At 60.8% G+C, this 26,880-nt stretch carries 28 protein-coding genes; 15 read left to right on the top strand and 13 right to left on the bottom strand.

The genetic code is table 11. From position 1 onward, the window contains the following. Positions 1 to 136: 136 nt before the first annotated feature. Positions 137 to 685 carry a dCTP deaminase gene (gene dcd, locus Q0X23_RS08070; protein ID WP_297859831.1) on the bottom strand — a complete coding sequence of 183 codons (549 nt, stop codon included), beginning with the start codon at positions 683 to 685 and terminating at the stop codon, positions 137 to 139. Between the two features lie 138 nt (positions 686 to 823). Between dcd and Q0X23_RS08065 the strand changes: the two genes are divergently transcribed. From Q0X23_RS08065 to mutY, 6 genes are all read left to right on the top strand, one after another. Continuing rightward, on the top strand, positions 824 to 2,245 hold the full coding sequence (locus Q0X23_RS08065; RefSeq protein WP_297859830.1) for an Ig domain-containing protein: 1,422 nt from the start codon (positions 824 to 826) through the stop codon (positions 2,243 to 2,245). A gap of 99 nt (positions 2,246 to 2,344) precedes the next feature. Beyond that, positions 2,345 to 2,563 carry a hypothetical protein gene (locus tag Q0X23_RS08060; protein WP_119342352.1) on the top strand — a complete coding sequence of 73 codons (219 nt, stop codon included), beginning with the start codon at positions 2,345 to 2,347 and terminating at the stop codon, positions 2,561 to 2,563. A 2-nt stretch (positions 2,564 to 2,565) separates the two neighbouring features. Next, positions 2,566 to 3,480, top strand: coding sequence for a metallophosphoesterase (locus tag Q0X23_RS08055; RefSeq protein WP_297859829.1), 915 nt, complete (start codon positions 2,566 to 2,568; stop codon positions 3,478 to 3,480). A gap of 64 nt (positions 3,481 to 3,544) precedes the next feature. Continuing rightward, positions 3,545 to 4,111 carry an ankyrin repeat domain-containing protein gene (locus tag Q0X23_RS08050; RefSeq protein ID WP_297859828.1) on the top strand — a complete coding sequence of 189 codons (567 nt, stop codon included), beginning with the start codon at positions 3,545 to 3,547 and terminating at the stop codon, positions 4,109 to 4,111. Positions 4,112 to 4,113: 2 nt separating this feature from the next. Then, a complete protein-coding gene (locus Q0X23_RS08045; protein WP_297859827.1) occupies positions 4,114 to 4,515 on the top strand; it encodes a CoA-binding protein in 402 nt (133 codons plus the stop codon). A gap of 35 nt (positions 4,516 to 4,550) precedes the next feature. Further along, positions 4,551 to 5,549 (top strand): A/G-specific adenine glycosylase, encoded by a 999-nt coding sequence (mutY, locus tag Q0X23_RS08040; protein WP_297861187.1) that lies wholly within the window; start codon positions 4,551 to 4,553, stop codon positions 5,547 to 5,549. 58 nt (positions 5,550 to 5,607) lie between these two features. Here mutY and Q0X23_RS08035 read toward each other — a convergent pair whose 3' ends face one another. From Q0X23_RS08035 to Q0X23_RS08010, 6 genes are all read right to left on the bottom strand, one after another. Next, positions 5,608 to 6,321, bottom strand: a complete 714-nt coding sequence (locus Q0X23_RS08035; RefSeq protein WP_374707451.1) for an FAD-dependent oxidoreductase — start codon at positions 6,319 to 6,321, stop codon at positions 5,608 to 5,610. A 14-nt stretch (positions 6,322 to 6,335) separates the two neighbouring features. Next, entirely contained in the window at positions 6,336 to 8,228 is a 1,893-nt protein-coding gene (gene speA / locus Q0X23_RS08030; RefSeq protein ID WP_119342355.1) for a biosynthetic arginine decarboxylase, read from the bottom strand. A 164-nt stretch (positions 8,229 to 8,392) separates the two neighbouring features. Then, positions 8,393 to 8,908 carry a DinB family protein gene (locus Q0X23_RS08025; protein WP_297859826.1) on the bottom strand — a complete coding sequence of 172 codons (516 nt, stop codon included), beginning with the start codon at positions 8,906 to 8,908 and terminating at the stop codon, positions 8,393 to 8,395. Next, complete coding sequence (locus Q0X23_RS08020) at positions 8,905 to 9,213, bottom strand: DUF1905 domain-containing protein (RefSeq protein ID WP_297859825.1); 309 nt, start codon at positions 9,211 to 9,213, stop codon at positions 8,905 to 8,907. Before Q0X23_RS08020 ends, Q0X23_RS08025 begins: the two co-directional genes overlap by 4 nt. Next, positions 9,213 to 9,755, bottom strand: a complete 543-nt coding sequence (locus Q0X23_RS08015; RefSeq protein ID WP_297859824.1) for a DinB family protein — start codon at positions 9,753 to 9,755, stop codon at positions 9,213 to 9,215. The genes Q0X23_RS08020 and Q0X23_RS08015 overlap by 1 nt, the downstream gene beginning before the upstream one ends. A 92-nt stretch (positions 9,756 to 9,847) precedes the next feature. After that, complete coding sequence (locus Q0X23_RS08010; protein ID WP_297859823.1) at positions 9,848 to 11,998, bottom strand: glutamine synthetase III; 2,151 nt, start codon at positions 11,996 to 11,998, stop codon at positions 9,848 to 9,850. A 287-nt stretch (positions 11,999 to 12,285) separates the two neighbouring features. On the opposite strand from Q0X23_RS08010, the gene Q0X23_RS08005 reads away from it, so the two are divergent. Genes Q0X23_RS08005 through Q0X23_RS07995 form a run of 3 tightly spaced genes read left to right on the top strand, consistent with a single transcriptional unit; the run spans position 12,286 to position 15,460 of the window. Beyond that, complete coding sequence (locus Q0X23_RS08005; RefSeq protein ID WP_297859822.1) at positions 12,286 to 13,044, top strand: NUDIX domain-containing protein; 759 nt, start codon at positions 12,286 to 12,288, stop codon at positions 13,042 to 13,044. After that, complete coding sequence (locus tag Q0X23_RS08000; protein WP_297859821.1) at positions 13,041 to 14,072, top strand: bifunctional nicotinamide-nucleotide adenylyltransferase/Nudix hydroxylase; 1,032 nt, start codon at positions 13,041 to 13,043, stop codon at positions 14,070 to 14,072. Before Q0X23_RS08005 ends, Q0X23_RS08000 begins: the two co-directional genes overlap by 4 nt. After that, the gene (locus Q0X23_RS07995; protein ID WP_297859820.1) at positions 14,069 to 15,460 is read left to right on the top strand and encodes a nicotinate phosphoribosyltransferase; all 1,392 of its coding nucleotides are present in this window, start codon (positions 14,069 to 14,071) and stop codon (positions 15,458 to 15,460) included. Before Q0X23_RS08000 ends, Q0X23_RS07995 begins: the two co-directional genes overlap by 4 nt. Here the strand turns inward: Q0X23_RS07995 and Q0X23_RS07990 are convergent. Together Q0X23_RS07990 and Q0X23_RS07985 are read right to left on the bottom strand one after the other, a co-directional pair. Beyond that, positions 15,457 to 16,605 carry a phosphopentomutase gene (locus Q0X23_RS07990; RefSeq protein WP_297859819.1) on the bottom strand — a complete coding sequence of 383 codons (1,149 nt, stop codon included), beginning with the start codon at positions 16,603 to 16,605 and terminating at the stop codon, positions 15,457 to 15,459. The two genes, Q0X23_RS07995 and Q0X23_RS07990, sit on opposite strands and share 4 nt — an antisense overlap. 74 nt (positions 16,606 to 16,679) lie before the next feature. After that, positions 16,680 to 18,218, bottom strand: a complete 1,539-nt coding sequence (locus tag Q0X23_RS07985; protein ID WP_297859818.1) for a serine protease — start codon at positions 18,216 to 18,218, stop codon at positions 16,680 to 16,682. Between the two features lie 203 nt (positions 18,219 to 18,421). Here Q0X23_RS07985 and Q0X23_RS07980 point away from each other — a divergent pair, with 203 nt between their 5' ends. Continuing rightward, positions 18,422 to 18,928 carry a hypothetical protein gene (locus tag Q0X23_RS07980; RefSeq protein WP_297859817.1) on the top strand — a complete coding sequence of 169 codons (507 nt, stop codon included), beginning with the start codon at positions 18,422 to 18,424 and terminating at the stop codon, positions 18,926 to 18,928. A 212-nt stretch (positions 18,929 to 19,140) separates the two neighbouring features. Then, positions 19,141 to 19,983, top strand: coding sequence for an isoprenyl transferase (locus tag Q0X23_RS07975; protein ID WP_297859816.1), 843 nt, complete (start codon positions 19,141 to 19,143; stop codon positions 19,981 to 19,983). 9 nt (positions 19,984 to 19,992) lie between these two features. Here Q0X23_RS07975 and Q0X23_RS07970 read toward each other — a convergent pair whose 3' ends face one another. From Q0X23_RS07970 to Q0X23_RS07955, 4 genes are all read right to left on the bottom strand, one after another. Then, complete coding sequence (locus tag Q0X23_RS07970) at positions 19,993 to 20,319, bottom strand: DUF4010 domain-containing protein (protein ID WP_297859815.1); 327 nt, start codon at positions 20,317 to 20,319, stop codon at positions 19,993 to 19,995. Between the two features lie 46 nt (positions 20,320 to 20,365). Further along, a complete protein-coding gene (locus tag Q0X23_RS07965; protein WP_297859814.1) occupies positions 20,366 to 21,937 on the bottom strand; it encodes a GAF domain-containing protein in 1,572 nt (523 codons plus the stop codon). After that, positions 21,924 to 22,577 carry a response regulator transcription factor gene (locus Q0X23_RS07960; protein ID WP_297859813.1) on the bottom strand — a complete coding sequence of 218 codons (654 nt, stop codon included), beginning with the start codon at positions 22,575 to 22,577 and terminating at the stop codon, positions 21,924 to 21,926. Before Q0X23_RS07960 ends, Q0X23_RS07965 begins: the two co-directional genes overlap by 14 nt. A gap of 530 nt (positions 22,578 to 23,107) precedes the next feature. Then, entirely contained in the window at positions 23,108 to 23,431 is a 324-nt protein-coding gene (locus tag Q0X23_RS07955) for a multidrug efflux SMR transporter (RefSeq protein ID WP_297859812.1), read from the bottom strand. 168 nt (positions 23,432 to 23,599) lie between these two features. Between Q0X23_RS07955 and Q0X23_RS07950 the strand changes: the two genes are divergently transcribed. From Q0X23_RS07950 to Q0X23_RS07935, 4 genes are all read left to right on the top strand, one after another. Continuing rightward, entirely contained in the window at positions 23,600 to 24,253 is a 654-nt protein-coding gene (locus Q0X23_RS07950) for a response regulator transcription factor (RefSeq protein WP_297859811.1), read from the top strand. Between the two features lie 337 nt (positions 24,254 to 24,590). Further along, a complete protein-coding gene (locus Q0X23_RS07945; protein WP_297859810.1) occupies positions 24,591 to 25,625 on the top strand; it encodes a M20/M25/M40 family metallo-hydrolase in 1,035 nt (344 codons plus the stop codon). Between the two features lie 49 nt (positions 25,626 to 25,674). After that, complete coding sequence (locus Q0X23_RS07940; RefSeq protein ID WP_297859809.1) at positions 25,675 to 25,875, top strand: hypothetical protein; 201 nt, start codon at positions 25,675 to 25,677, stop codon at positions 25,873 to 25,875. Between the two features lie 48 nt (positions 25,876 to 25,923). Further along, a complete protein-coding gene (locus Q0X23_RS07935) occupies positions 25,924 to 26,763 on the top strand; it encodes a hypothetical protein (protein ID WP_297859808.1) in 840 nt (279 codons plus the stop codon). Positions 26,764 to 26,880 lie beyond the last annotated feature (117 nt).

Raw genomic sequence — 26,880 nt, 5'->3', positions numbered from 1 at the left:
GGCAACGATCAAAGCAACGCGCATCTGAAACAGTTTACTTACCCAGATGAGAACACGCCAGAAGGGTTCAGGGCCAGGTGTCGAGGGCAGTAAAGGTTTTGCTTTTCGGGGTTTAGCCTTCAGCTTTGGGCTTCGCTCAAATCCTGGGGAGGGTAATGCCCAGCTGGCCCTGGTACTTACCCTTGCGGTCGCTGTAGGTCACCTCCGGGCGCTCCCCCTCGAAGAACACCAGTTGCACCACCCCTTCACCCGCGTACATCTTGGCCGGCAGGGGGGTGGTGTTGGAGAACTCGAGGGTCACGTGCCCCTCCCAGCCGGGCTCCAGGGGGGTGATGTTGGCCACAATGCCCACCCGGGCATAGGTGCTTTTGCCGATGGCGATTGCCAAAACGTTATCGGGCATGCGGATATATTCCATGCTGCGGGCCAGCACAAAGGAATTGGGCGGGATGATCACCTCGTCGCCTTCGTAGTCCACGAAGCTCTTGGGATCCAGGCCTTTGGGGTCGGCAATGGTGTGAAACACGTTGGCGAAAATTTTCCACTCGCGGGCCGCCCGCAGGTCGTAGCCGAAGCTCGAGAGCCCGTAGCTGATCACCCCATCGCGCACCAGGCGCTCCTCGAAGGGCTCAATCATGCCTTGCTTGGCTTTTTCACGTATCCACCAGTCGGGCTTAACACTCATGCCCCACACTATACAAGCCCCAAACGCTGAAGGCATGCCCCATCGTGCTTATCGTGGAGGCCCCATTGCTGTACCCGCATGAGTAAAAGCCAGGCCATTTTCACAACCAGCCTTCATCCGGCGGTCTAAACTGGACTCATGCGCGGGTTACCGGTATTGAGCAGGGTTCTGTGGGCGGGTTTACCCTTATTCTTAGGTATTCTGCTGGCCTCCTGCGGTTCGGACAGCCAGAACAACCAAAGCCGTCAACCCCTTCGTCTGACACTTCGAATCGACACGGGTTATGTAGACGAACCCTACAACACCACCCTCACCGCAGACGGCGGCATCCGCCCCTACAAGTTCAGCCTCGAGGGTAACCTGCCCAAAGGCCTCACCTACAGCAACGGGCGCATCAGCGGCACGCCCCAGGAAAAGGGCAACTTCGAGCTCACGGTGAGCGTAGAGGACGCCAACCTTTCCAATCGCACCCAAAAAGTAACCCTGGTCATAGGGGAAACCCCGCCCCCCCGGCTCGACCAGGTCTTCCCCCTGGCCGAGGTATCCGACCCCTTCCCCTACCTGTTCAGGGTGCGCGACCGCGAGGCCAGGGGCTTTCAGGCACAAATTCCCCTAAAAGACCTCAAAGCCACCCTGGATACCTTCAAGGCCGATGCCGGCGTGCTCTATGTGCTTCGCTACGATGAGGAAAAGGGCCTGGTGGATATTGATGCCGCCTTTATCGGCCCACGCAAAGACTTCGAAGTTTTCCGCTTCACCGCCGCCCCCCTGCCCGACAAAAAGGTGCGGCCCGAAGCCAGCTTCCGCGAAACCCGGGTGGCTTTCTACGACAAAAACGGCAAACTGGCCGGCAACGCCCAAGCCATCGAGCGGGTAAGCACCCAGGGGCGCTACAAGTACAGCGACCTCGAGGCCCTTGCCCGCAACTGGGGCCGCCGCCTGACCCCCGCTACCACCGCTCCCCAAGCGCCTGCAGCCAACACCCCCCAAGCCCCTGAAAACAGCTCCCCCCAAGGCCAGACCGAAGCACAAGCGACCCCGCCCGCTCCCCCTGAAAACCAGGCCGCCAACCCTCCCGGCGCTGCCGAGAACACCCCCCCCACCGAACCCGTACCCCCCAGCCCCGCGCAGCCCGCCCAACCTGGACAGGCACAGCCCGCCCAACCTGGACAGGCACAGCCTCCTCAACCTGGACAGGCACAGCCCGCCCAACCCGAACCAGCCCAGCCTACCTCCACGTCGACCCCACCAGGCCCCCCCTCACCCCCTACCGATTCGGCCGCGCCAGCACCCCAGGCATCAGCCCCCGCCACCCCAAAACTGGAAGGCGACCTCAACAGCGATGGTGTAGTAGACCAGAAAGACCTGGACATGCTGCGCGCCTCTTATGCCTGGGCCAGCGTAAACGCCGGACAAGCCCCGCCACCCCCCAACCAGCGCGCCCCTGCGCCCCCCACACCGCCTGCCGGAACCCCAGCGGGAAGCGGGACGCCCGGTTCAGGTTCAGGTAACTCCAGCCCCGGCAACGAGGAAAACCCCGACAACTCAGAAGGCAAGTGAAGCAGCCTGTACTGCTGTAGAACACACGCATGTGGCGTTTGGCGTAATGGTGGGAACTGTGCTATTTGGAATTGGGTTGGGCTGTTATCCTAAAAAGCTGTGGGCAGAGCGCTGGTGGTTCTGGCGTTTTTGTGGGTTATTACCCTGACGGGGTTTTTGCTGCTGCGCCAAACCCCCAAAACCTCTCCCCTGTGGGGTCTACGGGACTTTTTCTGGATGCTTTTACAGGCCCTGAGCATCGTCAGCCTGCTGGCCATAGTGGCCCTGGTCACCGGCATCATCACCCTGCAGCGCAACCCCTTCGCACCCGGAAACTGAGTATGCGTGTTGCCATCTTGTCGGATATTCACGGCAATCTTCCGGCGCTCGAGGCCGTCCTGGCCGACCTGCAGGAAGTCCGGCCCCGGCTGGTGGTGGTCAATGGCGATATCGTGAACCGGGGGCCTTCCAACCGCGAGGTACTGGAACGTCTGCTGGATCTGTCGTCTTCCAAACAGGGCCGCGCCCTGGCCCCCGAGGGCTTCTGGTTTACCCTGGGCAACCACGACGACTTGTTGGTCAAATGGGCCCAGCGCGACCCTTCGCTTAACGACCTTTACACCGACCCCTTGTTCGAGCCCACGGCCTGGTCGGTGGCCCAGCTCTCTCGAGCCCATCTGGACTGGCTGGGCAGCCTACCTTTTCAAGTGGTAATCGAGGAAGCACCCCGGCGGGCCCTGGGCCTGGATAAAGCCGAAGGCCTGGGTGAAAGCGTGCTGGTGCGGGCTACCCATGGCTCGCCCCGTCACTACCGGGAAGGCTACGACGAACACCAAGTCCTGAGCACCCTGGTGGAAATCAGCGAGGACTACCCGGCCCGCCTGCTGGTGGGGTCGCATACCCACCGCCCCTTCATGTACCAGTTGGGCGAGGCCCTGGTGCTCAACAGCGGGGCCGTGGGGGCGCCCTTCAACGGCGACGTAAGGGCTCAGTATGTGGTGGTGGAAATCGGGGAAAACCACGTGCAGGTGGACTTTCGCCAGATTCCCTACAACCTGCAAACAGCCCTGCAGGCCTATTACGACTCGGGCCTGATGGAAGCGGGCGGGCTGGGGGCCGACATCTTCTATCACGAGACCCGCACGGCACGCTCCATGCTAATGCACTTCTGGCACTGGGCCGAGTTGCAAGCACGCCCTCGCGACTGGGATTCCTGGCGGCTCTACCAGGCCACCCACCCCGAGCGGTTTGTTTGAGCATATGAGCACATCGAACAAGGGCACCTATCTTAACACTCGCGAACCGCGCTAAGCTGAGGTTATGAGCCTTTCCCCTGAGCGCATCCGTGAGTTTGTGATAGCTGGGCATGGCGATCTGGCAAAAGTGCAGGCCATGCTGGACGAAACCCCCGAGTTGCTGAACCTGGCTCACGAATGGCAACCAGGGGACACCGAAACAGCCATTCAAGGGGCCGCCCATGTGGGGAACCGAGCTATTGCGGAGTTTTTGCTGTCTAGAGGAGCCCCGTTGGAAATCTCCACGGCGGCTATGCTGGGGCAGGTGGAAACCGTTCGGGCGATGTTAGAGCGCGAACCCACGCAGGCCCAGCACAAAAGCGCCCACGGAATTGCCTTGCTGCCCCATGCGGCCCTCTCGAGCCGGGTGGAGATGTTGGAACTGGTCTGGAGCCATGGAGCCCAGGAAGGTAGCAGCATGGCCCTGGGGCTGGCGGTGGGGCGGGGCCATACCGATGCAGTGCGCTGGTTGTTGGAAAACGCCAATCCAAATCTGAGCTGGCAGAATTTTCAGGGTAAAACCCCCCTACAACTCGCTATCGAGAGCGGGCATACCGTCATTGCTGACCTCTTGCGTCAATATGGTGCCTAGAAATGGATAATCTGCGCGACTTTCTGGCCTCAGCCCGCACGGTAGCAGTGCTGGGGGCCCACCCCAATCCCAGCAAAGCCGCGTTCTATGTACCCGACTATCTGGGGCGCAAAGGTTATCAGTTGTTTCCTGTGAACCCTGTTTACGCCGAACAAGAACTCTGGGGTCAAGTCGCGGTCAGCACCCTGACCGATCTAGAGGAGCCGGTAGATATTGTAGTTGTCTTTCGCCGCAGCGAGGCCCTGCCCAACCACCTGGAAGAGATCCTGACCGCCAAGCCCAAGCTGGTCTGGCTGCAATCGGGGATTTTGAACAACGCCTTTTCCGAAACCCTGCGGCAAGCCGGAATCCCGGTGGTGCAGGATCGCTGCTTGATGGTTGTACATCGGCAGCTTTTCGGCTAGGCCTTTTGCTGAACCGCCCAACCCACGGCTTTTCCATGCTCAGCAACCTCCACAAAGACCTGCTCAACTGGTACCAACTCCACAAGCGCAAGCTGCCGTGGCGAGGGGAATCTGACGCATACAGGATTTTGCTATCGGAGATGCTCTTGCAGCAGACCCGGGTCGAGCAGGCCATTCCCTACTACCTGCGCTTCTTGCAGCAATTTCCCAACCTGGAAACCCTGGCCCAAGCCAGCCAGGAAGATGTTTTGAAGGCCTGGCAAGGCTGTGGCTACTACGCCCGGGCCCGCAACCTGCACAAGCTGGCCCAACAGCTTGTTTTCGCTGGCCAGGCGCTTCCCTGCTCGTCCGTTGAACTGCTCGCTCTGCCCGGTATCGGCCCCTACACCGCCGCCGCAGTGGCCTCGATGGCCTTTGGGGAGCCCGTCGCAGCGGTAGATGGCAATGTGCGGCGGGTGCTGTCGCGCCTGTTTGCCTGGGAAAAGCCCAGCCCCAAACAGGTGCAGGAGGCCGCCGATACCCTGATGGCCCAGCTGGTGAACCTTAGAGGCGATAAAGACACACCCGGCGACTGGAATCAGGCCCTGATGGAGCTGGGGGCCACGGTTTGCACCCCCCAAAACCCAAGCTGCGGGGCCTGCCCGGTAGCCCCGTTCTGCCAGGGAAAGAACCACCCCGAGCGCTACCCTACTGCTCAAAAACGCCTGCAGAAAAGCCTCGAGATGGTAGCACTGGTCTTGCAGGGGCCTGCGGGCATCCACCTGGAACTGCGCCAGGGCCCCGTGCTGGGCGGGCTTTGGGGGGTTCCGATGGAGGAAGACCCAGGGGCTTTAGAGCGCTTGCTGGCCCGCTTTAGGCTGGACAAAGCTGAGCCGGTGGGCGCGGTTCGCCACGACTTCACGCACCGCAAGCTTAACATTCAGGTTTACAAAGCTCCCTGGGTGGCCAAGGAAGATCCCAAACGCCGCCCCTTATCGCGGCTGGATCGCAAGATACTCGAGTTGGTTGAAACCAAGTCTCTACGGCTTTTGTAGTTGCAAGTTGCGTGGTCTAGTTGCAAGTTGCGTGGTCTATAGGTCTATGGTCATTCGACTATCGACGATTGACTGTAGTCTGCAGGCTTTCCGCCAGCCGCATCCCTTCCTCGGCCATCTGGGCATACGTTCCCTGCCCCAGCACGCACAGGCCGACGGCGTACAACCCCTCCAGGCGGTGTAGTCGGAAGGTGGCCGAGTCCCACTCTGCTTCGGCGAAAACCTGATACGTCACCCGGTAACCAGGGGTTCCGCTCTGCCTGGCGACCTGGGCCTCTTGGGGAGTAAAGGCAAAGCCAAGCTGCTGGAGGTGCTGGTACAGGTCGGGGTAGGCTACCTCCGAGAGCCGCCCGGCCTCCTCAGCCACGCTGCCAATATAGAGCCTGGGCAAAAGAAAACTGCCCACCGCCAGCACCACCACTGGCGCGGTCTTGCGCGGCCCTTCCCAGCTTTCGACGCCCACAACCGCTTGGCCATCCAACAGCAATCGCGTGACCGAGAGTTGCAGGAGGTGCAGGTTTGGCTGGTTTTCCAGGCGGTACTTGGCCCGGCTGTGCAGTTCCCAACCCTTCAGGCCCTCCTGGCCGATCTCGGCCAGCAGCGAGCCCTGGGGAAACGGCGCCTGGATAGGCGTAAAGGCTAGGAAAACCGAGTCCAGGCTGGTGGTCACCAGGCCCACCCGCACCCCTCGTTTAGCCAGGGCGTAGGCGGCTTCGCTGCCAGCAAACCCGGCACCCACAATTAGCACTTCGTAGTCAGTGATTGGCGTCATTGGTACGATTAGGGCTAGTCTTCCAGGTATGTATATCCCACCAGCTCCCGCGCATACAGTTCCATGAAAGATCCCTTCTCAGCCGGGGTAAGTTTCTTGGAGGAGCGCACCAGCTTTTCTACGGCCTCGGCCAGCTCACCCTCCTCGTAGCCCATCTTTTCGATTACCTTGCGGGCTTTCTCTCCTATTATGAAGCGCTCGATGTCGTAGCCATCTTCATCCACGACCACGTGAGCCTCGCCGATACGGCCAAACAAGTTATGACTCATGCCCAGCACGTCCTGGTAGGCCCCAGTTAGGAAAACCCCCAGATAGTAAGGTTCTCCCGGGCGAATTTCGTGTACAGGCAAGGTATTGCGCACGTCGTGGGTGTCTATGAAGCGGTCAATCTTGCCATCGGAGTCGCAGGTGATGTCGACCAGGGTGGCCTCGCGGGTGGGGCGCTCGTTCAGGCGTGAGAGCGGCACGATGGGGAACATCTGCTTGATGGCCCAGGTGTCGGGCAGGCTCTGGAAAAGGCTGAAGTTGCAGACCAGTTTGTCGGCAAGCATCTTTTGCAGGTCCTCGAGCTCGTCGGCAGGGTAGTCGAGCTCCAGGGCCAGCTTCAGGGTTTTACGGGCAATCTGGTAGAAGAGCGCCTCGGCAGCGGCCCGGTCGCGCAGCGAGATGAGGCCCAGGTCGTAGAGGTTCTGGATGGTGTCCTTGTTGGCGAAGGCGTCGTGGTAGACCTCGCGGTAATTTTTGGCTGAGATACCCCTGGCCAGGTCGAACATATCCTTCACCACCGGGTGGGCATCCTTGGGCTGCTCGAGCTTTTCTTCACCTGGAGGCCGGATGGTATCCACCACTTCCAAAATCAGCACGCTGTGGTAGGCGGTCACGGCCCGCCCCGACTCGGTCACCAGGATGGGGTGCGGTTCTCCGTGGCCATCGCAGATTTCCTTGGTCACGTACACCAGGTCTTCGGCGTATTCCTCCAGGGTGTAGTTGGCGGAGGCGTAGAAAGCAGTCTTGGAGCCGTCGTAGTCTACGGCCAGGCCACCCCCCAGGTTAAGGTAGCGCACCGGAGCCCCCAGCTTACGAAGCTGTACGTAGGTCTGGGCTATTTCGCGCACGGCCTGCTTGATGCGGCGGATGTCCGTTACCTGGCTGCCGATATGCGAGTGCAGCATGGCAATGGTGCCCAGCATCCCGGCTTCAGCCAGGATGTCCACGGCCCGGATAATTTCAGGGGTGGTAAAGCCAAACTTGGCCGCCTCGCCCCCAGACTCCTCCCAGGCCCCCGAACCCTTGGTCTTGAGCTTGTAGCGGATGCCAATCTGAGGCTCCACCCCCAGCTCCTGCGCAATGCGAATAACCCGCCCCAGCTCAGCAAATTTCTCCAGGGTAATCACCACATTTTTGCCCAGCTTTTTGCCCATCAGGGCCAGGCGAATGAAGTCATCATCTTTAAAGCCATTGCAGGCAATGATGGACTCGGGGTGCAAATCCTGGGCCAGAATCAGGGCCAGCTCGGCTTTGGAACCGGCCTCGAGGCCGTAGGCGTACTGCTTGCCGGCTCGGGCCACCGTTTCGACGACCATGCGCCGTTGGTTCACCTTAACCGGGAAAAGCCCCTGATAACCGGCGTGGTAGTGGTACTTCTTGATGGCCCGCTTGAAGGCTTCGTTGAGCGCCAGAACCCGGGCTTCTAAAATCTGCGGGAAACGCAGCATCACCGGCAGCGGACGGCCTTCATCGCGCAGATCCTGCACAATTTCGTACAGCGAAGCGCTGGGGCCATCCGGCCCTTCAGGGGTGACCTCGAGCTCGCCATCCTCCCCTACCCGAAAAAACCCCGCCGCCCAGTGGGGGACGAGGTAGGTTTCTTCGGCATCCTTGGCAGTGTAACGTTTGAGCTTCTCCAACTTGAATCCGGGTCTCCTCACACAGGCTACGGATGGAATGTCAGAGGGGCATTCGCCGTGCGCTGTCCAGAACAGAGTGTAGGGCAAACTGCCCCCCAATGCTATAGCCACCGCGCACAAACATGAACTGCCTGAAGGCGCAACACGCTTTTATATCGAGGGCCTCAAAACCTGGGCAAGAACCATAGCAAGTCCAGAGCGGGCGGCTTAATGCCCTGGATACGCAACAGCAGAGCTATCTGCGCGGTATGCCGCACTTCGTGCAACATCACGTGCCACAGAATGCCCTCCACCGTGTAGCGCTGCTCGAGGTCGTCGTGCGGACTCAGCACCCGCTTTAGTTCGGTATCGGTAAGCACGCTGAGATAGGCCCGGGTGCTCTGCTCGACAGCCTTCCAGTAGTCCAGCAGGGCGTGCAGGGCAAAGCCCGCATACGCCGGGCCGCCTGTGGTGTTCCTCAGGGCTGGCATGTTCATCAACACCGGCTCCGTACGCATTATGTCCTCGTGCAGCCAGAAGTCCTCCACGCTGGCAATGTGAAACACCAGGTCTTTGATGCAGTGGAAGCCCTCACCACCTAGCAGCGGACGCGATAATGCTTCGTCCGGAAGGGCCTCGAGTACCCCCCACAACTCGCCGCGCGCGCGAACCAGGTAGTTGTACATCTCGGGGATGTTCATCGCTTCCTGTTCCGCTCTGGGCCGACCTCGAGCTTCACCGTGACCGTCTGACCCACTTCCAGGCGCTCGGCCTGGCGCACCTGGTCTTTGAGCGGAAGCACGTACCGACCGTCCTTGGGCCAAAGCGAGGTCTTCCACTCGGTCTTTCCGATGCGCACCTTAACCGGAATCATGCCCCAACCGTAGGTCAGCAACCGTTCGGCGCTCTTGATGGCCTGGCTTTGCTCCCCGGGAACACTCACAAAGTAGAACGGCGCTGGCCCGCGCCACTCCCAGATTTCACCGCTGAACTGTAGGCCCATCATCACCAAACCTCCGTTCGCCACTGGCTCCAGATGGCTTTTTCTTCGACTTCTTCCGGTATGCTGTGGCCAGTAGCCTTGAGGGCTAGCTTGATCTGCCCCACATGGTAGCCCTCGTGCCAGAGCAGGTGTTGAAGCAAAAGAATAGGGTGATCGTAGGAAGCGTGTGGCCCCTGCATGGCCTGGCCGGTATGCAGCCGATCGCGTACCGCCTCACACACGGCGTTGGCGCTCTGGTTCAGCGCTTGCTCGATGCAGGCAGGTTCACGTTCGGCCACCCAATCCTCCCCGGCCTGGCGGAAAAGTTGGTTCATACCCGTAGCAAACTCGGGCGCGACCTGGCCCAGCCAGAACAGACGGGTTTGCTGCATGTGCGCGTACTGCTGCGCAATGCTCGGGCTGCCCTCCAGCGCCCGGGCATCCATACCCCCTCTCGGCAACGCATGGAGCAGGTTTAGCAGGATGGTGTTGTTGCGCCTATACGAGTCCATCAGAGCGTCCGCTAAAGGGGTCAGCATTAATATTTCCTTTCCGTAAGCCAGCACGTAAATATGATTATAGCATATTGCCCTACGAAGGTCGGTATGTAAAACCACCCGCCTCCGGAGGCGGGTGGTTTTTGCCAAATACACAAATTTTACTTAACGAAGAGCATCTCGCGGTAGCTGGGCAGAGGCCAGTACTTATCGGCCAGGATGCGCTCGAGTGTATCCGCCGCCTTGCGCACCTCGGCCATGGCCGGCAGCACGTTGTCGCGCATGTGGTGGGCTTTTTCGTGCACCTCGTCGCCGCCAAGCTCGGCGTTCTGGGCCTTGAGCTTTTCTAAAGCATCGGAGAGGGCATCGGTGGCCTGCACCACCTGCGCGATGGTACGCTCGGCCGCCCGAGACTTGACCTCGATCTCCGAGAGTTCGGCCAGGTAGCTCAGGGCCCCCGGTAGAATCTGAGTCTGGGCAACCCACTCGGTGGTCTCGCCCTCGATGTTGACCTGCTTGAAGTAGATGTCGTACATGATCTCCTGGCGGGCGTGAATCTCGCGTTCGTTGAGAACCCCCAGGCGGGTGAATAGCTTGATGTTTTTCTCATCGGTGAAGTGCTCGATGGCATCGATAGCGGTACGCAGGTTCAACAACCCCCGCTTGGCGGCCTCTTTATGCCAGGCTGCGGAGTAGCCATCGCCATTGAAAACGATACGCTTGTGCTGTGCGTAGGTCTCCTTGATGACCTCTAACGCGGCCTGTTCAAAGCCCATCTTCTTCTTCATCTTGGCCTCGACCGCGTCCATCAGCGCGTCAATGGCATCGGCCACGATGGTGTTGAGCACGGTAATGGGGAAGGAGATGCTCTGGCTGCTGCCCACCGCACGGAACTCGAACTTGTTGCCGGTGAAAGCGAAGGGCGAGGTGCGGTTACGGTCGCCGGCGTGCTTGGGTAGAGGTGGGAGCACTGGGGTTCCGAGCTCGAGCACACCCGCCTTCTTGCCCGAGCCACCCTTACCACTGACCAGCCGCTCTAAGATGTCGGTGAGCTGCTCACCCAGGAATATCGAGAGGATGGCCGGCGGCGCTTCGTTGGCCCCCAGGCGGTGGTCGTTGGAAGCCGAGGCTACGCTGATGCGCAGCAGATCCTGGTGCACGTCGACCGCCTTGATGACGGCTGCGCAGAAAAACAGGAACTGCAGGTTGTCGTGGGGGGTATCGCCGGGCTCGAGCAGGTTGATACCGGTGTCGGTACCCATGCTCCAGTTGCAGTGCTTGCCAGAGCCGTTGATACCGGCAAAGGGCTTCTCGTGCAACAGCGCCACCAGGCCATAGCGGCGGGCCGTGTTCTTGAGCACCTGCATGATGAGCTGCTGGTGGTCGGCGGCAATGTTGGAGGGTTCGAAGATGGGGGCAATCTCGTACTGGCCGGGGGCTACTTCGTTGTGACGGGTCTTTACAGGAATCCCCAGCGCATAAAGCTGGTTTTCTACGTCGGTCATGAAGGAAAGCACTCGGTCGGGGATGGAGCCAAAGTAGTGATCCTCGAGCTCCTGACCGCGCGGTGGTTTGGCCCCAAAGAGGGTACGCCCGGTCATGACCAGGTCGGGGCGGCGGAAGTAAAACTCTTCGTCAATCAGGAAGTACTCCTGCTCGGCCCCCAGGGTCGAGGAAACTTTATTGGCCTGCAGGCCAAAGTATTTGAGGGCCCGCTGGGCGCTTTTATTGAGGGCCTCGATGGAGCGCAACAGGGGGGTTTTGAGGTCGAGGGCCTCGCCGGTCCAGCTAGCAAAGGCGGTGGGAATGCAAAGGGTTGCCCCATTGGAGTGGCGCATGATAAAGGCTGGCGAGGTGGGATCCCAGGCCGTGTACCCCCGTGCTTCAAAGGTGGCGCGCAGACCGCCCGAAGGGAACGAAGAAGCATCCGGCTCCGCCTGGATGAGCTCCTTGCCCGTGAAGGAGGCAATCACCTTGCCTTCGGAGATGGGACTATAGAAGCTATCGTGTTTTTCGGCGGTGTAGCCCGTGAGGGGGTGGAACCAGTGGGTGTAGTGGGTGGCACCTTTTTCCAGGGCCCACTTTTTCATGGCCAGGGCGATGGTATCGGCAATGCTGGGGTCGAGCGGGGTGCCTTTTTCGATGGTGGCCTGCAGCGACTTCCAGACCGGCTTGGAAACCAGCTCGCGCAGTTCGTCCATATCCAGCACATCGCTGGCAAAGACCTCTCCGGCAATGTCGCTGGAAACCTGCCGAACATCCTTGAAACGCCAGTTGCGGGCAGCCGAGATGACATCAAAATCGTGGTTCATGGGGCCTCCTGGAGCGGTGCCAGGTCGCTGGTTGACATTTAGATGCTTTTTATATTTAACTTTTTCAACCTCAGGCGTATCGCCAGCAACCGCTTGAGGAGACACCTTAGCACAAATTGGTAAATTTCATCAAGACCTTTAGACAAAAAAAGGCTAAACGTCATATATTTAGTGTACACTTTGCAAGCATATTGGCACAAAAAAGTGCGAGGCCGGAACGACTTGACTTATCTACATACTAGATATATACTTGTTGCATATAAGTTTCTTCTATCCTGGAGAGCCCCGTGCAACAACGCAGCCTCGAAGAACAGCACTACCTGGACTCCTACAACGCCAGCGCATTTGAACGGCCTTCCGTTACGGTAGATGTGGTCATTCTGACTCTGCGCGACGGGCATCTGGAGGCCCTGCTGATCAAGCGCAAAGAGCATCCTTTCCTTAACTACTGGAGCCTGCCGGGCGGGTTCGTGCAAATGCAGGAGTCGCTCGACGAAGCCGCTGCGCGGGTGCTGCGACAAAAAGCTGGCCTCGAGGGGGTAGCGGGCATGGAGCGGGAGGGCATCCTGCGCCACCCCATCTACCTCGAGCAGCTCTACACTTTTGGTCACCCTGAACGCGACCCCCGCACGCGGGTAATCAGCGTGGCCTATTACGCCCTGGTGGAAGCCAGTCACATCCGTGAGATGGGCGAGGAGAAGGCCCTCTTCAGGCTGCGCATCCCGGAGGGGGAAAGCGCGGTGGAGATCTTCGATAGCAAGTTCAAAAAGTACTCCCTGGCCTTCGACCACGCCGAGATTCTAGCGGTGGCCATAAAGCGTATCCGGGGGAAGCTGGGCTACACTCCCATCGGCTTTGAGTTGCTACCGGAGCGCTTTACCCTGCGCCAGTTACAAACCGTTCACGAAACCATCTTGCAAAAAAAGCTCAACAAAGACTCTTTCCGGCGCAAGATGCTGGCCTCGGGGATGCTTCAGCCCACCGGCGAGCTCGAGCGCGGCCTGGGTCGGCCTGCGGAACTTTACCGCTTTCGGAGGGAGCTATGAAAACGGCGGTGTTCATCGGGCGCTTCCAGCCGCCCCACCACGCCCACCTCGAGACCATTACCCGTGCCCTGGCCCGCTTTGACCGGCTGATTGTGGTGCTGGGCAGTGCTTTTTGCTATCCCACCCCCAAAAACCCTTTTAGCGCCGACGAACGCGAGGCCATGATCAGGGCGAGCCTGGACGCCGTGGCCGCCGAGCGGCTTCACTTCGTAGCCGTTGCGGATGACTTCTACGATGACCCCCGCTGGTTTCGCACGGTGGGGGCCGCCGTGGAGGGCCTTGCGGGCCCAGGGGCCGAGATCTACATCACCGGTTACCACAAGGACGAGAGCAGCTACTACCTGCACGGCTTTGGCAACTGGCCCTTTGAGCCCAGTGGGGTGACGAGCACCCTCAACGCCACCGACGTGCGCAATAGCTATTTTGCCGGGAACGCCGACTGGAAGGCCATGGTGCCCGAGGCCGTGCGGCAGTACATGGAGCAGTTTGCCGCTACAGCTGAGTTTAGCCGTTTGCAAGCCGAATGGAAAACCCTGCAGTACTATCGTTCTCTCGAGCAACGCTACCCCTATCCCATTGTGCACGTGGCTACCGACGCAACGGTGCTGGCCCAGGCCCACGTGCTACTGGTCGAGCGGGCAGGGGCCCTGAGCAAAGGGGCCTGGGCTTTGCCGGGGGGCTATGTGGAGATCAAGGAGACCCTGCTCGAGGCCGCCCTGCGCGAGCTACGAGAAGAAACCGGCCTGCAACTAAAGCCCTCCCTGCTCAAAGCCACCAAGGCCTTCGACCACCCAGGCCGAAGCCTGCGGGGCAGGGTGATTAGCTTCGGACACCACTTCGACCTCGGGAGCACCCCACCCCCGGCCGTCCAAGGGCAAGACGACGCAGCCCGGGCTTTCTGGCTGCCCTTAGACGAGCTCGAGCCCCACCAGGCTCGCTTCTTTGAAGACCACTACCAGCAGATTTGTTGGTTTTTGGGGCAGGCGCCGCAAAAACCGGTCAAGCCCCAAAGAAAGGAGCTCCCATGAAACCCCTCAACCCCCACAACCTGATTCTCAACACCGACAGCTACAAGGCCAGCCACTTCGCCCAGTTTCCCAAGAACATGACCTATGCGAGCTGGTACATCGAGAGCCGGGGGGGCGACTCCAACTTTGTGCGCTTTTTTGGCCTGCAGGCCTTTCTGATGGAGTACCTGTCCAAAGGGGTCAGTATGGCCGATGTGGAGGAGGCCCGGGAGGTCTTTCTGGCCCACGGCCTGCCCTTTCCCACCGACGGCTGGCGCCACATTGCCGAGGAGCTGGGCGGCAGGCTCCCCGTGCGCATCCGGGCCGTGCCGGAAGGAGCGGTAATTCCCGTTCATAACCCGCTGGTGATTATCGAAAGCACCGACCCCCGGGTGCCCTGGCTGCCGGGCTGGCTCGAGACTGCCCTGCTGCGGGCAGTCTGGTATCCCACCACGGTCTGCACCATCTCCTGGAACATCCGCAACATCCTTCAGGCCTACCTGGAGAAGACCGCCGACGACCCTGAGGCCGAGCTGCCTTTCAAGCTGCACGACTTTGGCGCGCGGGGGGTGAGCAGCCTGGAGAGCGCCGGGCTGGGCGGCATGGCCCACCTGGTCAACTTCCAGGGCACCGACACCGTCACTGCCCTCATTTACGCCCGCAACTACTACGGGGCCGGGATGGCCGGCTACTCCATTCCGGCCATGGAGCACGCCACCGTAACCAGCTTTGGCCGTGCGGGCGAGGCCCAGGCCTACCGGCAGATGATCGAGACCTACGGCCAGCCGGGGGCACTTTTTGCCATGGTGATCGACTCTTACAACCGCGAGCACGCCATAGGCCAGATTATCGGAGAGGACCTGCGAGAGCTCATTCAGCAGTCCGGAGCCACCGCGGTCATCCGGCCCGACTCGGGCGACCCGCCTTTTGTGGTGCTGCGCACCGTGCAGACCCTCGAGGCCAAGTTTGGCGCCACCCTCAACCGAAAGGGCTACAAGGTCTTGAACGGGGTGCGGGTCATCCAGGGCGATGGGGTAAACGCCGACACCATCCGCAAGGTATTGTTTTTGCTCGAGCAGTGGGGCTACAGCGCCTCCAACGTGGCCTTCGGCATGGGCGGGGCCCTGTTGCAGCACCCCCACCGCGACACCCAGAAGTTCGCCCAGAAGCTGCACCTGGTAAGCGTGAACGGCGAGACCTATGGGGTAGGCAAAAGCCCGGTAGACGACCCCAGCAAGCTCTCCAAAAAGGGCCGCCTGGACGTCATCAAGGACGAGCGGGGTATCCGCACGGTAGAGCTGCCGCTGGAAGAGACCCAGCCCCATCCCCAGAGCATCCTGCAGACGGTTTTTGAAAACGGCGAGATCATGCGGCGCTACACCTTTGAAGAGGTGCGCCAAAACGCCTAGATGACACTTGTACCAGGCCCCGTCCACCGGAGGCCGAAGCCCCTGGCCAGGCTAGCCGCCAGGTCGGCAAAGGTGGCGCGGGTGCCCAGGTCTTTGCCGGCCATTCCGGGCCCCACCACCAAGAGCATCCCATACTCGCGGGTGTGGTCGGTGCCGCGGTAGGTGGGGTCGTTGCCGTGGTCGGAGACGATGAAAAGGTAATCTTCCGGCCCCAACGCAGAAAGCAACTCGAGCAGCCGGGCATCGAAGGCGGCCAGGGCCTCGGCGTAGCCCTGGGGATTGCGGCGGTGGCCGTACCTGGCGTCGAAGTCCACCAGGTTGGTAAAGACCAGGCCGGAGAAAGGCTCGTGCATCAGTTCCAAGGTGTGCTCCATACCCTCGGCGTTGCTGCCGGCCTTGACCTCGCGGGTGAAGCCCCGATGGGCGTAGATGTCGGGGATTTTACCCACCCCCACCACCTCCAATCCGCCGGCTTTGATGGCGTCCAGCACGTTGGGCGGGGGCTCCAGGGCAAAGTCTTTGCGCAGGTCTTCTCGGCGGTAGTAGTGGCCCGGCTCGCCCTCGAAGGGGCGGGCAATCACCCGGGCACAGGCCAGCGGCCCTACCAGCATCTCGCGGGCAGTCTGGCACCAAGCATAGAGCGTTTCCAGGGGCACCTTGCCGATGTGGGCTGCCACCTGAAAAACCGAGTCCGCCGAGGTATACACGATGGGCCAACCGGTGCGCAGGTGTTCGTCGCCAAAGTCGCGGATGGCGTCGGTGCCCGAGTAGGGTTGGTTGAGCAGGTAGCCTTCCACCCCGATGCGCTGGATGTAGTGTGCCAGGAAATCCTGTGGATAACCCTGTGGAAAAACCTGGAAAGGGTGCTCGAGGCGAATCCCTACAAACTCCCAGTGGCCGGTGGAGGTGTCCTTGCCGGGGTTCACCTCCATCATGCGCCCAAAAGCCCCTTTGGGCTCAGCCACCCTGGGAAGGGTGTGCACCCCCGGTACATGGCCCAGCCCCAGCGAGGCCAGGTGGGGGAGCTCGAGGCCGGTTTTGAGCACGGTGTGGTCGAGGGTATCGGCTCCTTCATCGCCGAACTGCGCGGCATCGGGCAGGTAGCCCAGGCCCACCGAGTCCAGCACGATGGTGGTTATCTTCATGCCTCAAGCATACCGGAGTGCAGGGAACAGTAAGAGAAGTTGGCTCTCTGGCTTCTTCAGTTAGCCTGCATTCGCTAGCGGCTCAGGGTAGCAGTACAAGCCCCCACATCCTGGAGGTCGCTAATCTGACCATTGGCATCGGTGCGGAAGGTTTGGAGGGTTCCCTTGAGACTGGCCGCATTGCCCTGCTGCTCGAAGCGGCAGCGCCACCAAGCACGGTGGCTATCGGCTCCGCTGGGAACGGTCATGTCGAGGAAAGCGGCTCCGCTGCGGCTCATGTAGAAGTAGACCACCATTGAGAAATTTTCCTTGAACACCACGGTTCCTTTGGGGTCGCCGTCGCTGTCGCGCTCAGAGAGGGTCACGGTGCCGCCATCATCCAGGTCTTTGCCCGTCACGCTAAGCTGCCAGCGCTGCCCCACGGCCAACCGGGGAGGCCAGGCAGCCTGGGGCTGCACCGGCTGCACGGCCTGGGCGCCCCGCTGGCTGGCCACACAGGTACCAATTTCTTCGGCATCGGTGTTGGCATCTTTGAATACGAACAGCTTGCCCTGGATGACCCCGCTCCCGTTTTGGGGGTCGAAGCGGCAGCGGGCCAGCGGATACCGGTCGCCAATGTTCAGGCGCAGGATGTTGTCTTGCAGGAAAAACAGGGCCTCATTTCGGCGGCTGCCCAGGCTGGCGACCGCCTCAAAGTCACCGTCTGCATCCTTCTGCCCCACCACCACCGACCACTCGCCCGTCCACTGGCCACCCTGAATCCGCACCTGCCAGGTCTGGCCGGTGCCCAGGGCCGGGGGCCAGGCGGTACTGGCAGCCGTCTGCGGTTGGGGTTGGGGGGGCTGGGGTTGGGGAGTAGAGGCAGTGGGGGCCCGGTTCACCAAGCCTGCCACATTGGGGCCAATCAGACCCCAGGCCAGGGCCGAGGGGCGCATGAAGGCGGTGCGGGAGTTGCCCTGCCCCGACACCCCACGGGTGTGGATACCGATGAGTTCGCCATCCTGGTTGAAAATGCCGCCCCCCGAGTTGCCGGGGCCGGTCTGGGCATCGTGCTTGATCCACTGCTTACCGCCGCTCTCCATGTCTTCACCGGTAAAACCGCCCACCACCCCGGTAGATAGCGTGATGGTGTTGCCCCCGGTTCCCTGAAAACCAAACACAAAGATGGGGTCGCCCACAATCAGCTTATTGGAGTCGCCAATCGGAACCGCCGGAAAGGTAACATTGCCGATGGGCTGACCATTGGAAGTTCGGGTGATGCGCAGAATGGCCAGATCGAGGTTGGGGTCGGTGGCCACCACATCGGCCTGGTAGCGTACCTCCGGCGGCTGATCCACAAAGCGAATGGTACCCACAAACAGGCGCGGGGCAATGCGCCGGTTCTCCAGGTCGCCGATCACGTGGTAGTTGGTCAAGATGAAGCCCTGGGGGCTAATCAGCGTTCCCGAGCCTACACTGGCCGAGTTGGTGCCGGTGGGGTAGGTGATGAACACCGTGGCGGCAATAATGCGCTCACGTACATCGCGGGGCAGGGTTTGGGTCAGGGCTATCCCCCCCGTCCCCCAGACCAGCAAGCAAAACAGGCTTAAAAGACCCAACCCCTTAGGTTTCATAGTCAACCTCCACGGTTTAACGCATGCACCGCGTTGTAACTCCGAAGTTAGCGGATTTTAAGCCCAAACCCGGTTCATTTGCACCACCGATACACACCAAGCCCTTCCGAAGCAGCTTGCACGAGCCACCCAGCCCTGCAAAAATCAAGGTGCCTCCACAGAACTTTCATATCCCTCAGGGTGCGCTCTGTTTACCTGGGAGCATGATCAGACTATGGGTAATGGGACTGATGTTAGCAGCCTTGGCCCTGGCGCAAACCGGGCTCACCCCGGCCACCGGCGGCAGTTTCCGGCTTCAGGTGCGCGGATTGGATCTGGGCAGGTTACCCGCCAAACCCCAAACTCGGGTGACCGGGGACCTATTCAAGGACTCGGCTCGAGTGAGCCTGCACTTTTTTGCCGACCCCAACAGCAATCCACCCCCCTACGCGCCACGTATTCTTTCGGTTGACCTCAAAGGGCCGCTCAAACAGGGCCAGACCTACCGCATAGGCGATCCCCTGAACTCCCAGGTGCGGGGCACACTGAGCTACGTGGATGACCGCAACCCCAACAACCGCAAGAGTTGGGGCGGCAGCGGGAACGTGACCATCACCGCCCTCACCCCTACCAGCCTCACCTTGCAGGGCAACAGCATCCAGATGAAGAGCCCCAAACACGGCAGCTTCGTGCTGAGCTTTGTGCTCAAGGTAGATCGTCTGCGTCGCTGAACACTTTTTACTGCACAACCAGAGGCTTTGCTGGTTTCCCAAAAATATCGTCCAGGTCATGTTTTTTGGTCAAAACCTGGTAGCGGCCCCATCAGCCAAAGCCAGCCGCTCAGGGTCAGGCAGGGTGGCAAACGATCAAGGCCTTGGTTTCGCCCAAACATGCACACCTTATCTACAGACTTCCCGCTAAGATAGATAGGTTGAGGTGGCCCATGGCGGCAACATCCCCTGTGCGCGTTCCCAAAGGTTCGATTCGACAACAACTGGTACAGCTCTTTGGCGCCTTGCTCAAGCCGCTTTACTGGTGGTACGAAAAACGGATCGAGGCCGAGGTGCGCCGGGGCCAGGCGCCCAAGCACCTGGGGATGATTCTGGATGGCAACCGGCGTTTTGCCAGGGAGCTGGGCCTGGAGGGACACCAGGGCCACGAATTTGGGGTACAGAAAGCCTACGAGGTGCTGGAGTGGTGCCTCGAGCTCAAAATTCCTACCGTGACCATATGGGTCTTTTCCACCGACAACTTTAACCGCAGCCAGACCGAGGTCGAGACCCTCATGCAGCTCTTTGTTCAGGAAGCGAAACGGATGGCCCAAGACCCCCGCATCCACGCCAACGAGGTGCGGGTCAAGGTAATTGGCCGGCACGACCGCTTCCCGCCCAAGGTGCTGGAGGCCCTGGAAGAACTAGAAAAAGCCACCGAGCACCACAGCGGAATGCTGCTCAATATCGCCATGGGCTATGGGGGGCGGGAAGAAATTGTGGATGCCGTCAAGAGCCTGCTGCTCGAGGCCGCCCAGACCGGCAAGTCGCCGGAAGAGCTGGCTGCCGAACTCGACATTGAACACATCTCCGAGCGGCTCTACACCGCGGGTGTACCCGACCCCGACTTCATCATTCGCACCTCGGGCGAAATTCGGCTCTCGGGCTTTTTGCTGTGGCAGGCCGCCTACAGCGAGTACTACTTCTTCGACGCCTTCTGGCCTGCCTTCCGTAAGGTGGACTTCCTGAGGGCGGTGCGCGACTACCAGAAACGGGAGCGGCGTTTTGGGAAGTGAAGCAAGCGTTTAGCGACCCAGCATCGTCAGCAAAGCCAGCAATCCACCCGGCAACAGCCCCAGGGCCACATAAACCCCCAGCCGCCCGGCGCCAAACGACAGTACGGTTTTGAACAGGGTGTTGCTCAAAGCCGCAATCAGGATGGCGATGGCCGCGACCTGCAAGACCAGCTGTTCGCTGGCCGTCAGGCGCGCCAGCGAAAGCGAGATGGCGTCCAGATCGGCCACACCCGAGAGGGCGCTCACCGCAAACACCCCCGCACTCCCGAAGGCCTCGAGGCCCACCGCAAACCCAATCAGGGTGGCGGCCAGTAAGTGCCACAGCAGCGTCTGCACATCATTACGCTACTCCTTTTGCCGCAGGACAAAGCCCCCGCCCCCATCAACCCCCCAGAAGGGGCAGGTTTGCCCGCACCGTTGTACCGGCACCGGGGCTGCTGACCACCTCAAAGCGACCCCCCAGGCGCTCGATGCGCTCCCGCATGGAAACCAGACCCAGGTGGCCCGGATACTCACGCTGGCTATCAAACCCCACCCCATCGTCGCAAATCTCGAGCTGTACCATACCGTTTGCCTGCTGCAAGCGCAGGTGCGCTTTGTGGGCTTTGGCGTGCTTGGCGATGTTGTTGAGGGCTTCCTGGGCCACGCGGTAGAGGGCTTCTTTGGCTTCCAGGCTCATAGCAGGCTCGGGGCCGAGGTGGGCCTCCAGAGGAAGGCCGTGCCGAGCCCTTAGTGCAGCAGCCTGCTTGGCCAGTGCGGCGACCAATCCCTCTTGCTTAAGCGACTCCGGACGCAACTCGAAGATCAGGGCCCGCATCTCGGCGATGGCCCCCTCGGCCAGGTTCAACACGAAATCCAGCGCAGCGGGGGCCTGTTCCGGGTTGCGGGCCAGCTGGGTTTTGGCGGTGCGTACCCCCAGCACAATGCCGTAGATGGCCTGAGAAACCGAGTCGTGCAGGTTGCGGGCCAGTTTCTGGCGCTCCTCGAGGGCCGCCTTGCCCTGGGCCTCGGCGTAGAGGTGGGCGTTGCGAATGGCCACGGCGGCCCGCCGGGCCAGCGAGGTAAAAGCCCGCTGCTCCTCGGGGCCCAGGGTGTGAGGAAGCAAGTTATTAATGCTAAAAACTCCAAACACCTCGCCATCGAGGCGTATGGGGATGTGCATGAAGGCCCGTATGCCCTCGGGTTCGGTCACGCGGCGGTCTACCCGTTCGTCCTGGTGGGTATCCTGTACCACCACCGTCTCGCCGCTCTGGGCTGCGTGGGCCAGCAGGCCCCGCCCGGCGTACTCGTTCATGACCTGCACGAACTGCGAGGTAAACCCCCGCTGAGCGCGGGTGATGAGGTGCTGGTGGGTTTCATCCCAGATCAGGATGCAGCTTTTGTCGGCCCCCAGTAGATCCACGCACACATCTACCAGCGCCTGCAAGACCTGATCGAGCTCGAGGGAGGCATAGAGCTTTTCGTCGGCCTGGTAGAGGGCCTCGAGACGCTTGCTTGCGAGGCGCACCTCCTCCACCATGTCCTGGGTCATATCCCGCCCGTTCGCGTCCGTAGTGGGCGCCTCGTGGCGGCGCAGGGTCTGGGGTGAGGTGAGGTCGTGGACTATGGCCGCTCCGTACACCTGGCCCTCCACCTCCAGATACAAGATGGAGCAGCGCACATACCGCCAGCTTCCGTCCTTTCGTACCAGGGCTATCTCGAAGATGCCGGGCAGGGCGCTGCGGTTGTGCTGGATACACTTAACCACCCGTGTGCGGTAGGGCGGCGCAATCCAGTTCAGGATGTCCACGGCTTGCAGTTCCTCCAGACTATAGCCCAGCAAGTTCTGGGCCGCCCGGTTGGCGTACACCAGCCTGCGCTCAGCGGAGGCAATCAGAATCGCGTCGCGGGTGGCCTCCAAAAGCCCCGCCAGGGTTCGGGGGTCGAGCCGGAGCAGGAAGTCACCGGAGCCCAACCAGCCCCTCCCGAATGGCGAACAAAGCCGCCTGGGTGCGCGAAGACAGCCCCAGTTTGGACAGCAGGTTAGAAACGTGGGTCTTGACGGTCAGCTCGGACAGGTTGAGCTGCTGGGCGATGCGCTTGTTGGATAGCCCATGCGCCAACAAACGCAGGATTTCAGTCTCCCGGGGGGTGAGGGCCTCGCGCATCTCGGCGGTACGCACTTCCTGGGCCAGCCGCTTCGCGGCCTCGGGGTGCAGTCGCACTTCCCCCCGGCCCGCCGCATGGATAGCTTCCACCAGTTCTTCGGGGTGGGTATCCTTGAGCAAATAACCTGTTGCGCCGGCGTGCATGGCTTCAACCACCAGCTGGTCTTCCAACACGCTGGTTAGGGCAATCACCTCCACCTCGGGAAAGCGCGCCTTAATCTCGCGGGTCGCACGCACCCCATCCATCACCGGCATCAGCAAGTCCATCAGCACCACGTCGGGGTGCAGCGCAGCCACCTTCTCCAGGGCCTCCTGCCCGTTTTCGGCCTCGCCCACCACATAAAGCCCCTCATCGGTGGCCAGAAACATCCGCAACCCCTGGCGCACGACCGCATGGTCGTCCACCAGCAAAACCCCCAGGCTGGCCTTTGGGCCGCGATGGCTCATGGTTTCAGGGTACACCGTGGCTGTTCGGCTCACCAGGGACAAGGGTTTCCCGTCGCATGGCCCCCATGAAGGCCAATTTTTTGGAACCCGAAATACACCCTTCCTGACGACCGAGGAACAAATCGTACCTCTTTCCAGGGGGCGGCATCGCCCTCCCTTGGGCAGATAGCATCGAACCCGTTGGTTCATAGCCAGCGCACCATATAAATCGGCCCCAAGCCCCAGGGCTGGTGCATAAAGTAAAGCCACGCCTTCCTCCAACGGGGGAGGCTAGGTGGGGGCATAACACCCAGCCATCTCGCCTTGCTACGAGCATTTTTGCAACCCCAGGCGTCTGAAGCGCCCCTGGCTGAGGTTTGTGAGGGTTCACGCACCGACCCTGCCCCAAGCCCTAACCCACTGAAAAAAACACCAGTGATCTGCTAACTAGGAATTTCGATATGCAATACTGTCCCCCTCAATGAGCTGCACATCGCAATTTTGGGCAATCATCGTGCTTAAAAACTACTGAAAAACAAGTTACCTGTGCACTAGGGCCTCGAGGCCAGGTTCAAAACCACCACCCCCACAATAATGAGCACAATGCCCAGCGCAATCGCCCCGTTCATGGGCTCCTTGAGTACCAACCAGCCCAGCACTGCAATCAGGGCTGTGCCCAGCCCCGACCAGACCGCATAGGCGGTGTTGAGCGGAATGGTTTTGAGCGCCAGGCTCAGAAAGTAAAAAGCCAGCCCGTAACCCAGCACTACCACCAGCGAGGGCAGCAGTCTGGTAAAGCCCTGCGAGGCCTTGAGAGCAGTAGAGCCTATGACCTCTGAAATAATCGCCAGCAAAAGCAGCCACCAACCGTTCATCTTTGCACCTTCTTGGAACCCTTCCCGATAACAGCACGGGCGCACACAACAAAACCTATGCCCCCTCCATAAGGCTACCGGCTATGGGTCATACCCAAGTGCAACATGAACCATGTCCAACCAACCACGCACCAGGCTGGGTTCAGCTTGTGTGTACAATACACTCTAATGATTCGTATCCTGCTTGCCGACGACCACGCCCTGTTTCGCCAGGGGCTCAAAAGCCTGCTGGAGGCCGAACCCGACTTCAAGGTCATGGGCGAGGCCAAAGATGGGCGCGAGGCCCTGCGCCACGCCCTCGAGGCCCACCCCGACATCATCCTGATGGACATCCAGATGCCCGGCCTCGATGGGGTGCAGGCCACCCAGGAAATCCTCAAGGAGTGGCCCCAGGCCAAGGTGATTATGCTCACCATGTACCGCCAGGACGGCTATGTCTTCGAGGCTGTCAAGGCAGGGGCACGGGGCTACATGCTCAAGGACGCCGACGCCAAGGAACTCCTGGAGGCCATCCGGCGGGTTTATCAGGGCGAGGTCTTGCTCGATGCCGAGATGGCCGAGCAAATCATCCAGGACTTCAAGGCCAAACAGGAGACCACCCCCAAAGAGCACGCCGAGCTATCGGAGCGGGAGGTGCAAATTTTGCGCCTGGTAGCCCAGGGCTACACCAACCTCGAGATTGCCTCCGAACTCTCGCTCTCCGAAAAAACTGTGCGCAACCGCCTGTCCGATATCTTCCAGAAGCTCCACCTGAACAACCGCACCCAGGCCGCCCTCTACGCCCTGCGCGAAGGCCTGGCGGAAAAAAGCGACGAGCAGTAGGCGCAGGAGGAGTAATCAGGAATCCTGCGTGGGTGCTTTTGTGCCATCGTTTGCGGCTGTTGAAAGTCGAAGGCTCAACGCCACATAGGACACCCGCATCTAAACAAACGACCCGAGACATGAGACCTGCAACAACCCTGCATCCTGGCGATGATGGGTCTAAGTGCGCCCACATTAGATTTTTGCGGTGACGGTCTCGGCGAAAGAAGTGGCCGGTGTTTAAAGCGGCGCGGCTTATGGGCTCCCCTTTTCGGGTAGAGCAAATTCCTAACGTTGTCGTACTTAGGATTACACCCCCGCTGCACAGCACGTACAAAGCCTGTATCATCAAAACCCGATGAGCGATCCTGCCACCCAAACCACCCTCGACCCTGTACTGCTGCTGGGGGAAATTGCCGAGATTGGCGGCGATCCCGCCCGCGGAGCCTGGGTTGCCCGCCAACTCCGCGCCCAGGGGCTACAGCCCCAGACCGATGAGCTAGGCAATGTGTGGGCCGGTCAGGGCTCCATCTTGTTGGTCGCTCATATTGACACCGTGCTGACCCCTACAGTTCTGCGGCGGGAGAAAAACCGCTGGTATGGCCCGGCGGTGGGTGACAACTCGTCGGGGGTGGCGGTCTTGATGGCCCTGGCCGGTGAACTGGTGGCCCTGGGCTGTACGGTGGCTTTTAGTGTGGGCGAGGAAGGGTTGGGTAATCTGCGCGGGGCCCGGCATCTGGTCAAGCATCTGCAACCCCAGCAGATGATCGGGGTGGATGGGTATCTACCTGGCATTGTGAGCCGTTCGGCAGGTTCACACCGGATGCGGGCCCGTTTTTTGGGGCCGGGGGGCCATGCCTGGGGCGACCGCGAGGCCCCCTCGCCGGTGCCGGCGCTGGGACAGGCACTGGCCCAGATGTACGCCCTCGAGCGCCCCAGCAATACCAGCTTGAATGTGGGCAAGTTGTGGGGTGGCGAGGCCATCAATGCCATTCCGCAGGAGGTGGGCTTCGAGCTTGATCTGCGGGCCCTGGAAGCCCCAGTACTGGATCAGAAAGTCTCTCAGGTACAAGAAATTTTGATGGAAGCTGCCCGAAGGTTCAATGTTCGGCTGGAGTTTGAGGTGCTGGGTGAGCGCCCGGCCGGCAGTACGGCCACCCCGGCCATGCTGGAAGCAGCCCGCAAGGCTTTTATGGAAGTAGGCCTCGAGGCCCAGTTCACCGCCGGTTCTACCGACGCCTCGGCGGGCGTGGAGGCGGGTATCCCCGCCATCACCCTGAGCGTGTATCGTGGGGGCGGCGCCCACACCCCCGAAGAATGGGTCGAACCCGAGTCGCTGCGCCAGGGCGTTCTGGCCCTCCGCAGCTTTGTACGGCAGCTCTTCAAAACATAACGGTCTTGTAACGACGGCTTTGCTACCCTCAGGTGCATAAGAGGGAGTTATGCCGAAGACCCGAACCTATTTATTGCAACTCTGGCAAGACCCGTCCGGTCTATGGGCGGTACTCAAAGACGAGACCAACGGGCAACTTCACCAGTTCGAGAGCCTCGAGGCCCTGACCCAGTTTCTTTCGCAAATCGGGGATGATCCCCCGCTCGAGCCACCCGGCACCCCGAAAGAAGTAGCGCTGGGTCTGGAGTAGCGAGAACCCCCAAACAACATCCACCCCGATGTGCGATAGGATAGTCCGGTGCGTGTGGGTGTTTTGAACAGCTGGCTTTCTAAGCGCTACCTATCTTTTTGGGAAGCATACTTGCGAGCGCTCGAGGTAGAGATTGTTCGACCTGAGGAGGAGGCCATAAACCTTCCCTTTCCACTACCGATTCGGCGCTTGCTGAGCCAAATCTTTAGTCTAAAGAGCCAGGGGGTGGACTTCTTATTACTGCCCGATACCCAGCTAGGCCAGGAGGCCCAGAAGGGCAGCTCCTCTCCCTGGTTGGTGGGCCTGGATGCGACCCTCGAGCAGCTTGTACCCGGGCTGCCCCTGGTGCTGGTGGTTCCCGCCGAGCTTTCACCGGAGGTGGCCGGTCTGGCGGCGGAAATCGGACAGAACCTGACCCAGAACCCCATGCTGGCAAGGCGGGCCCTGGAGCGCACCAAGCACCTGCTCAACGCCTCTTATTCACCGCCCAAACAGCCCGGAACCCATCCGATTGGGTTAATTGCCCAGCCCATGCTGCTCTGTGACACGCATTGGCTGACCCCCCTGAAGGCTGGGCTGGCCGCACACGGGCTGAGTCTGTTCCTGGCCGATAAAGCCCCGGCCGAACTCCGCCAGGAAGGGGCTCACCTGGAACTCGACCTGGAGCTGCCCACCGACCTCGAGGCCGCCGGTATGCACCGTTACCTCTCGAGGCTGGGCAAGGTGGAGGGGCTGCTCTACGTGCACGATGCCGAATACCTACCCCTGCCCACCCCGCTTCGCAAGCTGCTCAAAAAAGCCCCCCCTCCCAAGCCCTGGCGGATGGTGGGTCTGGAGGCTCCTTGGGAACGGGTCGTCGCCGAACTAGCTAAAGATCTCCACGCCTGATAGACTTATACTTCTGTGCCCCTTCTCGTGTGCCCCTTCTCGTGTGCCCCTTCTCGTGTGCCCCTTCTCGGGGGCGATGTTGACCCAGCAACCCCCAGGCTGCTCAAATAAGAAAAA

The sequence above is a fragment of the Meiothermus sp. genome (assembly GCF_026004115.1).
Classification (GTDB): Bacteria; Deinococcota; Deinococci; order Deinococcales; family Thermaceae; genus Meiothermus.
The sequence above is the reverse complement of the archived record's forward strand: the minus strand, read 5'-3'. Positions and strand labels throughout refer to the sequence as shown.

Coding starts and splice junctions, on each gene's coding strand:
- dcd (WP_297859831.1), bottom strand. CDS start 685: ATGAGTGTTAAGCCCGACTGGTGGATACGTGAAAAAGCCAAGCAAGGC.
- Q0X23_RS08065 (WP_297859830.1), top strand. CDS start 824: ATGCGCGGGTTACCGGTATTGAGCAGGGTTCTGTGGGCGGGTTTACCC.
- Q0X23_RS08055 (WP_297859829.1), top strand. CDS start 2,566: ATGCGTGTTGCCATCTTGTCGGATATTCACGGCAATCTTCCGGCGCTC.
- Q0X23_RS08050 (WP_297859828.1), top strand. CDS start 3,545: ATGAGCCTTTCCCCTGAGCGCATCCGTGAGTTTGTGATAGCTGGGCAT.
- Q0X23_RS08045 (WP_297859827.1), top strand. CDS start 4,114: ATGGATAATCTGCGCGACTTTCTGGCCTCAGCCCGCACGGTAGCAGTG.
- mutY (WP_297861187.1), top strand. CDS start 4,551: ATGCTCAGCAACCTCCACAAAGACCTGCTCAACTGGTACCAACTCCAC.
- Q0X23_RS08035 (WP_374707451.1), bottom strand. CDS start 6,321: ATGACGCCAATCACTGACTACGAAGTGCTAATTGTGGGTGCCGGGTTT.
- Q0X23_RS08025 (WP_297859826.1), bottom strand. CDS start 8,908: ATGAACATCCCCGAGATGTACAACTACCTGGTTCGCGCGCGCGGCGAG.
- Q0X23_RS08020 (WP_297859825.1), bottom strand. CDS start 9,213: ATGATGGGCCTACAGTTCAGCGGTGAAATCTGGGAGTGGCGCGGGCCA.
- Q0X23_RS08010 (WP_297859823.1), bottom strand. CDS start 11,998: ATGAACCACGATTTTGATGTCATCTCGGCTGCCCGCAACTGGCGTTTC.
- Q0X23_RS08000 (WP_297859821.1), top strand. CDS start 13,041: ATGAAAACGGCGGTGTTCATCGGGCGCTTCCAGCCGCCCCACCACGCC.
- Q0X23_RS07995 (WP_297859820.1), top strand. CDS start 14,069: ATGAAACCCCTCAACCCCCACAACCTGATTCTCAACACCGACAGCTAC.
- Q0X23_RS07990 (WP_297859819.1), bottom strand. CDS start 16,605: ATGAAGATAACCACCATCGTGCTGGACTCGGTGGGCCTGGGCTACCTG.
- Q0X23_RS07985 (WP_297859818.1), bottom strand. CDS start 18,218: ATGAAACCTAAGGGGTTGGGTCTTTTAAGCCTGTTTTGCTTGCTGGTC.
- Q0X23_RS07980 (WP_297859817.1), top strand. CDS start 18,422: ATGATCAGACTATGGGTAATGGGACTGATGTTAGCAGCCTTGGCCCTG.
- Q0X23_RS07975 (WP_297859816.1), top strand. CDS start 19,141: ATGGCGGCAACATCCCCTGTGCGCGTTCCCAAAGGTTCGATTCGACAA.
- Q0X23_RS07960 (WP_297859813.1), bottom strand. CDS start 22,577: ATGAGCCATCGCGGCCCAAAGGCCAGCCTGGGGGTTTTGCTGGTGGAC.
- Q0X23_RS07955 (WP_297859812.1), bottom strand. CDS start 23,431: ATGAACGGTTGGTGGCTGCTTTTGCTGGCGATTATTTCAGAGGTCATA.
- Q0X23_RS07950 (WP_297859811.1), top strand. CDS start 23,600: ATGATTCGTATCCTGCTTGCCGACGACCACGCCCTGTTTCGCCAGGGG.
- Q0X23_RS07945 (WP_297859810.1), top strand. CDS start 24,591: ATGAGCGATCCTGCCACCCAAACCACCCTCGACCCTGTACTGCTGCTG.
- Q0X23_RS07940 (WP_297859809.1), top strand. CDS start 25,675: ATGCCGAAGACCCGAACCTATTTATTGCAACTCTGGCAAGACCCGTCC.